This is a genomic window from Streptomyces sp. NPDC015144 (assembly GCF_043079735.1).
Classification (GTDB): domain Bacteria; phylum Actinomycetota; class Actinomycetes; order Streptomycetales; family Streptomycetaceae; genus Streptomyces.
In genome coordinates this window covers 191,761-204,102 of the sequence record NZ_JBIBUU010000004.1, presented here as the reverse complement: position 1 = coordinate 204,102, position 12,342 = coordinate 191,761, and the positions used below count along the sequence as shown (strand labels likewise).

Genomic DNA, 12,342 nt, shown 5'->3' with positions numbered 1-12,342 from the left:
CGTGGCGACAGACCTTCGGACCGAAACCCCCGAGGAGACCGGGGACGCGCCCCACCTGGGCCTCGGCCGGCTCTACCTGCGACGCTTCCTGCGCAACCGGTTCGCCGTCGTCGGCGTGGTGATCTTCCTGCTGCTGGTGCTGTTCAGCGCCTTCGGCGGGCTGCTCACCCCGTACACGTACTCCGACGTCGACTTCGCCGCGCTCACCCAGGCACCGAGCGCCACCCACTGGTTCGGCACCAACCAGGGCGGCAACGATGTCTACGCCTCCGCCGTCCACGGGCTCCAGCGCTCCCTGGTGATCGCGGTGAGCGTCTCCGTCCTGACCGTCGTCGTCGCCGCGGTCATCGGCTCCAGCGCCGCGTACTTCGGCGGCCGGGTGGAGAAGGCGACCCTCGCCCTCATCCACTTCCTGCTGGTCGTCCCCTCGTTCCTGATCCTCGCCCTGGTCTCCCACCGGCTGGCCGGGGACTGGCGGGTCCTCATCGTCGTCCTCACCGTCTTCGGCTGGATGTCGACCGCGCGGGTCGTCTGGTCCGTCTCCACCTCGCTGCGGGAACGGGACTACGTGACGGCCGCCGAGTTCATGGGTGTCCGCGCCTCCCGGATCATCCTGCGCCACATCATCCCCAACCTCGGCTCGCTGCTGATCGTCAACCTGACGCTCGGCGTCGTGGCGACCGTGCTCAGCGAGACCGCCCTGTCCTTCCTCGGCTTCGGCGTCCAGACCCCGGACGTCTCCCTCGGCACGATGCTGGCCGACGGCGCGTCCACCGTCACCAGCGCCCCCTGGCTCTTCGCCTTCCCCGCCGGGCTGGTCGTGCTGCTCACCGTGTCGATGACCTTCGTCGGCGACGGGCTGCGCGACGCCCTCGACCCCACGTCCGTGACCGGTGCGGCAGGAGGCCGACGATGACCCTCACCACCCAGGCCGGGCCCCAGGCCGCTCCCGCCACCGCCGAACCGGTCCTCTCGGTACGGGACCTGCGCGTCACCTTCCCCTCGGAGGCCGGGCCCGTCGAAGCGGTGCGCGGCGTCGGCTTCGACCTGCTGCCCGGCCGCACCCTCGGCATCGTCGGCGAGTCCGGCTCCGGGAAGTCGGCCACCGCGATGGCCGTGATGGGCCTGCTGCCCGCCTCCGCCGAGGTGAGCGGCCAGGTGATGCTCGGCGGGCGCGACCTGGTCGGCCTCGGCGACAAGGAGCTCTCCGCGATCCGCGGCAACTCCATCGGCATGGTCTTCCAGGACCCGCTCTCCGCGCTCACCCCGATCTTCTCCGTGGGCCGGCTCCTCGCCGACGCCCTCCGCGTCCACCAGGACCTGACGAAGAAGGCCGCCTGGGAACAGGCGGTCGAACTCCTCGACCTGGTCGGCATCCCCGACCCCCGGGGCCGGGCCAAGTCCTTCCCGCACGAGTTCTCCGGCGGCATGCGCCAGCGCGTCGTCATCGCGATGGCCATCGCCAACCGGCCCCCGGTGCTCGTCGCCGACGAACCCACCACCGCCCTCGACGTCACCGTGCAGGCCCAGATCCTGGACGTGCTGCGGCTCGCCCAGCGGGAGACCGGCGCCGGGCTCGTCCTCATCACCCACGACCTCGGCGTGGTGGCCGGCCACGCCGACGACGTCGCCGTCATGTACGCGGGCCGGGTCGTGGAACGGGCCGGTGTCGACGAGCTGTTCCGCCGTCCCGCGATGCCCTACACCGCACGGCTCCTCGCCGCCGTGCCCACCGTGGACAGCGGCGTCCACCGGCCCCTGGTCCCGATCGGCGGCGAACCGCCCGTGCTCGTGGGCCTCCCGGCGGGCTGCCCCTTCGCGAGCCGCTGCGCCGTGGTCGAGGACGCCTGCCGGTCCGAGGAGCCCGCCCTCCGCGAGATCACCGGCCACGGCCGCGCCGCCTGCCTGCGCGCCGACGAGATCGTCGCCGGGACCCTGGACCCCGGCGGGGACCCCGTGCCGGAGACACCGTCCGACGCGGCCGGGGAGCCGGCCGTCGGCGAGGTGGTGCTGCGGGTCGAGGACCTGGTCAAGACCTTCCCCGTCACCAAGGGCGCGCTGCTCCGGCGCCGGGTCGGCACCCTGCACGCCGTCAACGGGGTGAGCTTCGAGCTGCGCGCCGGGGAGACCCTCGGCCTGGTCGGCGAGTCGGGCAGCGGCAAGACCACCACCCTGATGGAGGTCCTGAGGCTGAAGCGGCCCGAGAGCGGCCGGATCGAGGTCTCCGGCACCGAGACCGGCACGGCCGAGTCCGCCGCCCGCGCCCGGGAGCTGCGGCAGGACGTACAGATCGTCATGCAGGACCCGCTCGGGGCCCTGAACCCGCGACTGCCCGTCTTCGAACTCCTCGCCGAACCGCTCCGGGCGGCCGGGAAGGACCGGGAGACGATCACCGCCCGGGTCCGCGAACTCCTCGCGCTGGTCGGCCTCGACCCCTCGGTGGGCGGCCGCTTCCCGGCCGCGCTCTCCGGCGGCCAGCGCCAGCGGATCGGCATCGCCCGGGCCCTGGCCACCGAGCCGAAGCTGCTCGCGCTCGACGAGCCGCTGTCGGCGCTGGACGTGTCCGTACAGGCCGGGGTGATCAATCTGCTGGCCCGGCTCCGGCGCGAACTCGGCCTCGCCTACCTGGTGGTCGCCCACGACCTGGCCGTGGTCCGGTACGTCTCCGACCGGATCGCGGTGATGTACCTCGGGCACATCGTCGAGACCGGCGAGACCGAGGCGATCTTCTCCGACCCCCGGCACCCCTACACCCGGGCGCTGCTGTCGGCGATCCCGGTGCCCGACCCGGGGCGGGAACGGGCCCGCGAACGGATCGTGCTCCAGGGCGAGCAGCCCAGCGCCACCCGCCCGCCGGCCGGCTGCGTCTTCGTCGACCGCTGCCCGCTGTACCGCCTCGCCGACGAGGACGTGCGGGCCCGCTGCCGCACCGAGCGCCCCGCCACCACGGAGGTGGCCACGCGCCCCGGCCACCGGTACGCCTGCCACGCCGTCTGAACCCGCCCGCACCCCCTGAACACGCCCCCCACCACCGAACCAGTAAGGAACTCCTCCGCCATGCGCGCAAGACTCGCCCTGCCCCTCGCCCTCGTCGCCGCCGTCTCGGTCGCGGCCACCGCGTGCGACTCCTCGTCCGGGAAGGGCGGGGGCGGCGCGGCGGGCAAGGACGCCCCCAAGGCCGCCTCGTCCGTGACCGACTACAACCCCGTTCCGTACGACAAGGTCAAGGACGGCGGCACGTACACCAGCGCCGGGACCTTCGACGACCAGGGCAACCCGTTCAACGTCAACGCCACCCTGACCGCGTCCCGGATCTGGGCCTGGTACAACGCCGACGCGATCACGTACGCGCCCACCGGCGAGGTGCAGTACAACCCGGACTACTACAGCGATGTGAAGGTCACCACCGAGGGCGGCAACCAGAAGGTCGTCCTGACGATCAACGAGAAGGCCACGTTCAACGACGGCACCCCGATCGACTGGACCGCCATCGAGGCCACCTGGAAGGCCAACAACGGCTCCGACAAGGGCTTCGCCGCCTCCACCACCGACGGCTACAGCCAGATCACCTCGGTGACCAAGGGCGCGAACGCCAAGCAGGCCGTCATCACCTTCAAGGGCGTCGACGCCGCCTGGTCGACCCTGTTCAGCACCTTCCTGCACCCCGAGGCGGCCACCGTCGCCAACTTCAACAAGGCGTACGTCAAGAAGGCCCACCCGGAGTGGGGCGCGGGCCCGTACACCGTCGGCGAGTGGAACACCCACTCCGGCAACATCACCTTCGTCCGCAACCCCAAGTGGTGGGGGAAGAAGGGCAAGCTCGACAAGCGCGTCTACGTCAACCTGGAGTCGACCGCCGCCGTCAACGCCTTCAAGAACGGCCAGCTCGACTACACCTCGGCCGTCGACGCCGAGAGCCTCAAGCAGCTCAAGGGGCTGAAGGGGACGGAGATCCGCAGCGGCGGCTCCCCCTTCGAGTACTCGCTCTACTTCAACACCAAGTCCGCGAACCTCGCCGACCAGGCCGTCCGCAAGGCCATCCAGCAGAGCGTCGACCGCTCGCAGATCGCGAAGATCCAGTTCCAGGGGCTCGACTACACGGAGCCGCTGCCCGGCTCGGCCGTGCTGTACAGCTTCCAGAAGGGCTACGAGGACAACGTCTCGAAGGTGCTGACGTACGCGCCGGACGAGGCGAAGAAGACCCTCGACAAGGCCGGCTGGAAGCCCGGCGCCGACGGCATCCGCGCCAAGGACGGCAAGAAGCTGACGGTCGGCTACACCATCGTCGGCGAGGACCCGCTGGACAAGGCCATCGCCGGTGCCTTCACCGCGATGCTGAAGCCGGTCGGCGTCGAACTGGTCGTCAAGAAGGCCGACGCGGCGGACTTCGCGAAGGTCATCAGCGAGCGCAGGTTCGACCTCTTCCTGTCCGGGAACCGCTCCATGGACCCGTACGGCGCCCGCTACCTGTGCGACTTCTACTGCTCCGACCGTGACTCCAACATCACCGGTTCCGGCACCCCGGAGCTGGACAGGAAGATCCGCGACGTCCTCGGCATCGCCGACCTCGACAAGCAGGCCGCGGCCGCCAACGAGGTCGAGCGCGAGGCGCTCCAGCAGTACGCCTTCCTGCCGCTGTTCAGCGGGCCGTCCACGTACAGCGTGAAGAAGGGCCTGGCCAACGTCGGCGCCACCATCTTCCACAGCCCGCTCCCGGAGACGATCGGCTGGGAGAAGTAACCGCACACGCACGGTTCTCCGCGCCCCGGTACGGCCACCCCGGCCGCACCGGGGCGCGGCGCGTCCGGGGGCCGGTCTCCGAACGGGCTTGACCTCAAGTCTTGTTGAGGTACGAAGCTCTTCGCATGGACCTCACCACAGCGCCCACGACGCCCGCCACCGCACCCCTGAAGGTCGCGGTCATCCTCGCCAGCAACCGCGAGGGCCGGTTCGCCCCGGTCGTCGCCGACTGGCTCCTCACCCACACCGGGGCCCACCCCGACATCGAGACCGACCTGATCGACGTCGCGGAGGCCGACCTCCCGACCGCCATCTCCTTCCGGCCCGCCCCGGACGCGCAGGCCCGGCTCGACGCCGTCGCGCCCCGGCTGGCGGCGGCCGACGCCTTCGTCGTCGTCACCCCCGAGTACAACCACTCCTACCCGGCCCCGCTGAAGAACCTCATCGACTGGTACCGGAACGAATGGCAGGCCAAGCCGGTCGGCTTCGTCTCGTACGGCGGGGTCTCCGGCGGCCTGCGGGCCGTCGAGCACCTGCGGCAGGTCTTCGCCGAGCAGCACGCCGTCTCCGTCCGCGAGACCGTCTCCTTCCACAACGCGGGCGCCCTCTTCGACGAGGGGGGCGGGCTCCGCGACCCGGAGGGCAGCGACGCGGCGGCCAAGGCGCTGCTCGACCAGTTGCTGTGGTGGGGGAGGGCGCTGCGCGAGGCCAGGGCCACGCACCCCTACACGGGCTGACCGCCCGTCAGGGCGCGTCCGCCCCCAGGGCTTCCACGATTCCGGTCTCGCGCGGGCCCAGGAAGTGCGGATCGCGGTCGAGGAGCGCGTCCAGCGCCGCCTTCCCCGCCGCGAACACCTCCCGGGTCCCGCCGTAGTACCAGGTCGCGTCGTGCACCGCGTCCACGCCGACCCCGTACGCGTCGATCCCGGCGGTCCGGCAGAGGGCGACCGCCCGGCGGATGTGGAAGCCCTGGCTCACCAGCACCGCGCGGTCGACCCCGAATATCTTCTTGGCCCGCACACACGAGTCCCAGGTGTCGAAACCGGCGAAATCGCTCACGATGCGCCGGTCCGGCACCCCGTGCTCCCTGAGGTAGGTGCGCATGGCGTCCGGCTCGTCGTACTCCTCGCGGCTGTTGTCGCCGGTCACCAGCACGACCCGCACCTTCCCGTCCCGGTACAGCTGGGCGGCGGTCTTCAGCCGGTTCGCGAGATACGGGGACGGCCTGCCCTGCCACAGGCCGGCCCCGAACACCACCGCCACCTGGCGCGACGGAGCGTCCGCGACCGACCCGACCCGGGCGCCGGCGGCCGCGTACGTCCACGTCATGGGCGCCAGCCCGAGCACACACGCGACCATCACCCCCTGCACGGCCCGCCGCTGCCCACGCCGCGTCCGCAGCCACCCGGGCCGTCCCACCCGCATACCGAACCCTCCCGTCCTCACCCCTACGACCTGATGGACGATCCGGAGATCGAAAAGGTTCTCGAATCGACACAAGAGGGCGGAACCCGGTGCCGGAGCGCCCGAAGTGCCCCGGAGTATCTGGAGCGTCTGGAGTGCCCGGAGCGTCACTGTCGGTGCGGCCGTCTACTGTCGGAACCATGGACGGTACGCACGGCACGCACAGCTCGTACGGCACGGAACCCTACGGTCCGGCGGACACCGAGCGCTGGGACACCGAGCCGGACAAACGGCCCGGCCGCACCGCGTTCCAGCGCGACCGCGCCCGCGTACTGCACTCCGCCGCGCTGCGACGGCTCGCCGGAAAGACCCAGGTCGTCGCCCCCGGCACCGTCGGCCGCTCCTGGGACGCCAGCCCGCGCACCCGGCTCACCCACTCCCTCGAATGCGCCCAGGTCGGCCGGGAGCTCGGCGCCGCCCTCGGCTGCGACCCCGACCTGGTCGAGACGGCCTGCCTCGCCCACGACCTGGGCCATCCGCCCTTCGGGCACAACGGCGAACAGGCGCTCAACGACTTCGCGTCGGACTGCGGGGGCTTCGAGGGCAACGCCCAGTCGCTGCGCCTGCTGACCCGGATCGAGCCCAAGCGCTTCGTCCCCGACACCCGCACCGGCGAACCGGTCAGCGTCGGCCTCAACCTGACCCGCGCCGCCCTGGACGCCGCCACCAAGTACCCCTGGCCCCGCGGCGGACACCCCACCGACCCCGGCTCCCCGAAGTTCGGGGTCTACGAGGACGACCTCCCGGTCTTCACCTGGGCCCGCAAGGGCGCGCCCGGACACCGCACCTGCTTCGAGGCCCAGGTCATGGACTGGTCCGACGACGTCGCCTACTCCGTGCACGACTTCGAGGACGGGCTGCACGCCGGGCACATCGACCCCGACCGGCTCTGCGCCCCCTCCGAGCGCGACGGCATCCCCGCGGTCGCCCTCGGCCGCTACGTACCGGCCGACACCGACCCGGCCGAGCTGACCGAGGCGCTGGACCGGCTCACCGCCCAGGAGTGGTGGCCGCGCGGCTACGACGGGACGGCTGTCGCCCAGGCCCGGCTCAAGGACGCCACCAGCCAGCTGATCGGCCGGTTCTGCCTCGCGGCCGAACGCGCCACCCGCCGGGCGTACGGAACCGGCCGCCTCGGCCGCTACACCGCCGAGCTGGTCGTCCCCCGCGAGGCCCGCCTGGAGTGCGCGGTGCTCAAGGCGGTCGCCGACCGGTACGTGATGCGCCGCGCCGAGCAGGAGGCGGTCCGCGCCGAGCAGCGGGTCGTCATCGCCGAGCTGGCCGCCGCCCTGACCGCCAGCGCCCCCGAGGGGCTGGAACCGCAGTTCCGGGCGCTCTTCGACGCCGCCCGTGACGACACCGCCCGCAAACGCGTCCTGGTCGACCAGATCGCCTCCCTCACCGACGCCTCCGCCCGCTCCCTGCACGCGGCGCTCGCCTGACCAATCCGTCCCCGTCGGGCCGGGCTCGCGTGCCGTGCCCCGCCCGGCGCCCCGGTCCCACCAGACTGGTGACCGGGTACACCCCTACCGCCATCACGCCGCGTGCGGGAGGCTCGCAGGCGGCGGAGCGCAGCAAGCACCGAGGAGGCATCACGTGGTCGACGCACACCAGACGTTCGTCATCGTCGGCGGAGGACTGGCCGGAGCCAAGGCGGCCGAGACGCTCCGGACGGAGGGATTCAGCGGCCGGGTGATCCTGCTCGGCGACGAACGCGACCATCCCTACGAACGGCCCCCGCTCTCCAAGGGCTACCTGACCGGCAAGGATGAACGGGGCAGCGTCTTCGTCCACGAACCCGCCTGGTACGCGGGCGCCGAGATCGAACTGCACCTGGGCCAGCCGGTCACCGCCCTCGACCGCAAGGCCCGCACCGTCCGGCTCGGCGACGGCACCGTCGTCCACTACGACAAGCTGCTGCTCGCCACCGGGGCCGAGCCGCGCCGCCTCCAGATCCCCGGCACGGACCTGGCCGGCGTCCACCACCTGCGCCGCCTCGCCCACGCCGACCGGCTGCGCAACGTGCTCTCCGCACTGGGCCGCGACAACGGCCACCTGGTGATCTCCGGGGCCGGCTGGATCGGCCTGGAGGTCGCGGCGGCGGCCCGCGGCTACGGCGCCGAGGTCACCGTCATGGAGCCGGAGCCGACCCCGCTCCACCGGGTGCTGGGCCCCGAGCTCGGCCAGCTCTTCACCGACCTCCACAGCGACCACGGCGTCCGCTTCCACTTCGGCGTCCGCCTCACCGAGATCATCGGCCAGGACGGCCTGGTCCTCGCCGTCCGCACCGACGACGGCGAGGAGCACCCCGCCCACGACGTGCTCGCCGCGATCGGCGCCGCCCCCCGCACCGCCCTGGCCGAGACCGCCGGGCTCGCCATGGCCCCGCGCGCGGACGGCGGCGGCATCGCCGTCGACGCCTCGCTGCGCACCAGCGACCCGCACATCTTCGCCGCCGGGGACGTCGCCAACGTCGCCCATCCGCTGTTCTCCACCCGGCTGCGGGTGGAGCACTGGGCCAACGCGCTGAACGGCGGCCCGGCCGCGGCCCGCGCCATGCTCGGCCAGGAGGTCAGCTACGACCGGGTGCCGTACTTCTTCTCCGACCAGTACGACCTCGGCCTCGAATACTCCGGCTGGGCGCCGCCCGGCAGCTACGACCAGGTGGTGGTCCGGGGCGACACCGGAAAGCGGGAGTTCATCGCCTTCTGGCTGAAGGACCAGCGGGTGCTGGCCGGGATGAACGTCAATGTGTGGGACGTCACCGAGCCCGTCCAGGCACTGATCAGGTCCGGCCGCCAGACCGACCCCGAGGCCCTGGGGGACCCGTCCGTACCCCTGGAGTCCCTGGCCTGAGCCGGGCCGACGGCCCCGTGCGCGGGGCCGGTCCACGGCGGGCGGCAGGACTGTCGCACCTCACCCGTAGAATTCACTCGTGGCAGGCAGGATCAATGACGACGATGTGAAGGCGGTACGGGACGCGGTCCCGATCGACGCCGTCGTGTCCGAGTACCTCCAGCTGCGCAACGCGGGCGGCGGCAACCTCAAGGGCCTCTGCCCGTTCCACGACGAGAAGTCACCCTCCTTCCAGGTCAGTCCGAGCAAGGGACTCTTCCACTGCTTCGGCTGCCAGGAGGGCGGGGACACGATCGCCTTCGTGATGAAGATCGACCATCTCTCCTTCTCCGAGACGGTCGAGCGCCTCGCCGCCAAGGCGGGCATCACCCTGCGCTACGAGGAGGGCGGCTACAACCCCTCCCACCAGCGCGGCGAGCGCATCAGGCTGGTCGAGGCGCACAAGGCGGCCGCCGAGTTCTACACCCGGCAGCTGGAGGGGCCCGAGGCCGAGATCGGCCGCACGTTCCTCGCCGAGCGCGGGTTCGACCAGGCCGCCGCCGCCCACTTCGGCGTCGGCTACAGCCCGGCCGGCTGGGACCACCTCACCCGCTACCTGCGCGGCAAGGGCTTCAGCGACAAGGAGCTGATCGCCTCCGGCCTCTCCCAGGACGGCCGCCGCGGCCCCATCGACCGCTTCCGCGGCCGCCTGATGTGGCCGATCAGCGACACCTCCGGCGACATCGTCGGCTTCGGCGCCCGCAAGCTCCGCGAGGACGACAACGGCCCCAAGTACCTCAACACCCCCGAGACCGCGATCTACAAGAAGTCCCAGGTGCTCTACGGCATCGACCTCGCGAAGAAGGACATCGCGAAGGCCAGCCGGGCCGTGGTCGTCGAGGGCTACACCGACGTCATGGCCTGCCATCTCGCCGGGATCACCACCGCCATCGCCACCTGCGGCACCGCCTTCGGCGGCGACCACATCAAGATCCTCCGCCGCCTCCTCATGGACAACGGCAGCGCCCGGGTGATCTTCACGTTCGACGGTGACGCGGCCGGCCAGAAGGCCGCCCTGCGCGCCTTCGAGGACGACCAGAAGTTCGCCGCGGAGACGTACATCGCGATCGCCCCGGACGGCATGGACCCCTGCGACCTGCGCCTGGTCAAGGGCGACGAGGCCGTCCGCGAGCTGGTCGAGCCCCGCACCCCGCTCTTCGAGTTCGCGCTCCGCCAGATCGTCGCCCGGTACGACCTGGAGACCCCGGCGGGCCGGGCCGCCGCGCTCGACGAGGCGGCCCCCGTCGTCGCCAAGATCAAGACGCTGAGCATCCAGCGGGAGGTCGCCGTCCAGCTCGCCGGCCTCGTCGGCATCCTGGACCAGGAGTTCGTCGTCCACCGCGTCGCCCAGTTCGCCCGCTGGGCCCGAGACCGCGGGGAGCGGGGCGACCGGGGCCGCGCCCCCGCCCGCCGCGAGCAGCAGCAGTCCGCCCCACCGGCGCCCCGAGGCCCCTCCGGCCCGGCGCTCCACCTCCGCAGCCCCGCGTTCCACACCGAGCGGGAGCTGCTGAAGCTCGCCCTCCAGCGCCCCGAGCTGGTCTCCCCGGCCTTCGACGCCTACGGCGAGGACGAGTTCACCGCCCCGCCCTACGCGGCGGTGCGCCGGTGCATCGAGGAGGCGGGCGGCGCGGAGCGCGGCCTGGCCGAGGCCCGGGAGTACCTGGCCGCCGTACTGGACGCCGCCCCCGACGACTCCGTGCGCAGCCTGGTCACCGAGCTCGCCGTCGAGGTGTTCCGCGGCAAGTCCATCGACGAGACCTACGCGGGCATCCAGCTCGTCCAGGTCCGGCTGCGCGCCGTCGACCGTCGTATCGGCGACGTCCAGGGCAGCCTCGCCCGCCTCGGCAGCAACGTCGCCCCCGACCACCTGGCCGCCGCGCAGAACGAGGTCTGGGTCCTCCAGCAGTACGCCCAGTCCCTGCGCAGCCACGGGGCCGCCGCGCTCTGAGCGGGAGCGCCGGCGAGCGGGAGCGCCGGGGAGCGGGACCGTCCTCACCGGCGGTCACGGGACGGACTCAGAAAGTCGCCGCACGCCCCTCGTGGCGGAGAGATGTCTTCCCCCACACTGGTGGCGGTGCCTGAGACATCGGAGCGCGGCCGGTCCACCCAGCGGTGGGCCTCCCCGCCGCGGCCCGGCAGCGATCACCTGGAGGTCGCCCCCGTGCAGACCCGGACCCCGACCACGACCGAGCACGTCTCGGCCATCCCCGCGCAGAACCGGGCCGTACGCCATCCGGAGACCGCGGCGGAACCGCCGGACGAGCCCGGGCCGCGCGAGGCACCCGGGGCGTCCGGGCCCCGGCGCGGACGTGGAGCGGAGACCACCGGGCCGTCCTCCGACCTCTTCCGCCAGTACCTGCGGGAGATCGGCCGGATCCCCCTGCTCAGTGCCGAGGACGAGGTGGAGCTGGCCCGCCGCGTCGAGGCCGGGCTCTTCGCCGAGGAACGGCTGGCGGGCGCCCCCGACCTGGACACCCGGCTCGCCGTCGACCTGGACCGGCTGGTCGTGATGGGGCGCACGGCCAAGCGCCGCCTCATCGAGGCCAACCTCCGGCTCGTCGTCTCCGTGGCCAAACGCTACGTGGGCCGCGGGCTGACCATGCTCGACCTGGTCCAGGAGGGCAACCTCGGGCTGATCAGGGCCGTGGAGAAGTTCGACTACGCCCGGGGCTACAAGTTCTCCACGTACGCGACCTGGTGGATCCGGCAGGCCATGTCCCGCGCCCTTGCCGACCAGGCGCGCACCATCAGGGTCCCGGTCCACGTGGTCGAGCTGATCAACCGCGTCGTCCGCGTACAGCGCCGGATGCTCCAGGAGCGCGGCTACGAGCCCACCCCCGAGGAGGTCGCCGAACAGCTCGACCTCACCCCGGAACGGGTCGGCGAGATCCTGGTCCTCGCCCGGGAACCGGTCTCGCTGCACGCCCCGGTCGGCGAGGAGGACGACGTCGCCCTCGGCGACCTCATCGAGGACGGCGACGCCGCGTCCCCGGTCGAGTCCGCCGCGTTCCTGCTGCTGCGGGAGCACCTGGAGGCGGTGCTCTCCACCCTGGGCGAGCGCGAACGGAAGGTGGTCCAGCTCCGCTACGGGCTGGACGACGGGCGGCCCCGCACCCTGGAGGAGATCGGCCGGATCTTCGGCGTGACCCGGGAACGCATCCGCCAGATCGAGTCCAAGACCCTCGCCAAGCTCCGCGACCACGCCTACGCCGACCAGCTCCGCGGCTACCTCGACTGACGGCG

Annotated in this window: 9 protein-coding genes; 8 read left to right on the top strand and 1 reads right to left on the bottom strand. The window is 72.4% G+C overall.

What is annotated here, in order from left to right; all coding sequences use genetic code 11:
* Nucleotide 1: 1 nt before the first annotated feature.
* From ACF08W_RS09840 to ACF08W_RS09825, 4 genes are all read left to right on the top strand, one after another.
* Entirely contained in the window at nucleotides 2-916 is a 915-nt protein-coding gene (locus ACF08W_RS09840) for an ABC transporter permease (RefSeq protein WP_385204374.1), read from the top strand.
* Nucleotides 913-2,997, top strand: a complete 2,085-nt coding sequence (locus tag ACF08W_RS09835; protein WP_392278972.1) for a dipeptide ABC transporter ATP-binding protein — start codon at nucleotides 913-915, stop codon at nucleotides 2,995-2,997. The genes ACF08W_RS09840 and ACF08W_RS09835 overlap by 4 nt, the downstream gene beginning before the upstream one ends.
* A 60-nt stretch (nucleotides 2,998-3,057) precedes the next feature.
* Entirely contained in the window at nucleotides 3,058-4,740 is a 1,683-nt protein-coding gene (locus ACF08W_RS09830) for an ABC transporter family substrate-binding protein (protein ID WP_385204380.1), read from the top strand.
* A gap of 125 nt (nucleotides 4,741-4,865) precedes the next feature.
* Nucleotides 4,866-5,477, top strand: a complete 612-nt coding sequence (locus tag ACF08W_RS09825; protein WP_392278971.1) for an NADPH-dependent FMN reductase — start codon at nucleotides 4,866-4,868, stop codon at nucleotides 5,475-5,477.
* A 7-nt stretch (nucleotides 5,478-5,484) separates the two neighbouring features.
* Here ACF08W_RS09825 and ACF08W_RS09820 read toward each other — a convergent pair whose 3' ends face one another.
* Nucleotides 5,485-6,165 (bottom strand): vancomycin high temperature exclusion protein, encoded by a 681-nt coding sequence (locus ACF08W_RS09820; RefSeq protein WP_392278970.1) that lies wholly within the window; start codon nucleotides 6,163-6,165, stop codon nucleotides 5,485-5,487.
* 179 nt (nucleotides 6,166-6,344) lie between these two features.
* On the opposite strand from ACF08W_RS09820, the gene ACF08W_RS09815 reads away from it, so the two are divergent.
* The 4 genes from ACF08W_RS09815 to ACF08W_RS09800 all read left to right on the top strand — a co-directional run bounded on the left by ACF08W_RS09815 (nucleotide 6,345) and on the right by ACF08W_RS09800 (nucleotide 12,337).
* The gene (locus ACF08W_RS09815) at nucleotides 6,345-7,646 is read left to right on the top strand and encodes a deoxyguanosinetriphosphate triphosphohydrolase (RefSeq protein WP_385204388.1); all 1,302 of its coding nucleotides are present in this window, start codon (nucleotides 6,345-6,347) and stop codon (nucleotides 7,644-7,646) included.
* A 154-nt stretch (nucleotides 7,647-7,800) separates the two neighbouring features.
* Nucleotides 7,801-9,060: an NAD(P)/FAD-dependent oxidoreductase gene (locus ACF08W_RS09810; RefSeq protein ID WP_392278969.1), complete on the top strand. Its 1,260-nt coding sequence runs from the start codon at nucleotides 7,801-7,803 to the stop codon at nucleotides 9,058-9,060.
* Nucleotides 9,061-9,139: 79 nt separating this feature from the next.
* A complete protein-coding gene (gene dnaG / locus ACF08W_RS09805; RefSeq protein ID WP_352275174.1) occupies nucleotides 9,140-11,047 on the top strand; it encodes a DNA primase in 1,908 nt (635 codons plus the stop codon).
* Nucleotides 11,048-11,260: 213 nt separating this feature from the next.
* Nucleotides 11,261-12,337: an RNA polymerase sigma factor gene (locus tag ACF08W_RS09800; protein ID WP_392279065.1), complete on the top strand. Its 1,077-nt coding sequence runs from the start codon at nucleotides 11,261-11,263 to the stop codon at nucleotides 12,335-12,337.
* Nucleotides 12,338-12,342 lie beyond the last annotated feature (5 nt).

Excerpts from the sequence above, each read along its gene's own strand:
- ACF08W_RS09820 (WP_392278970.1), bottom strand. The coding sequence starts at position 6,165 with ATGCGGGTGGGACGGCCCGGGTGGCTGCGGACGCGGCGTGGGCAGCGG.
- ACF08W_RS09825 (WP_392278971.1), top strand. The coding sequence starts at position 4,866 with ATGGACCTCACCACAGCGCCCACGACGCCCGCCACCGCACCCCTGAAG.
- ACF08W_RS09835 (WP_392278972.1), top strand. The coding sequence starts at position 913 with ATGACCCTCACCACCCAGGCCGGGCCCCAGGCCGCTCCCGCCACCGCC.
- ACF08W_RS09830 (WP_385204380.1), top strand. The coding sequence starts at position 3,058 with ATGCGCGCAAGACTCGCCCTGCCCCTCGCCCTCGTCGCCGCCGTCTCG.
- ACF08W_RS09815 (WP_385204388.1), top strand. The coding sequence starts at position 6,345 with ATGGACGGTACGCACGGCACGCACAGCTCGTACGGCACGGAACCCTAC.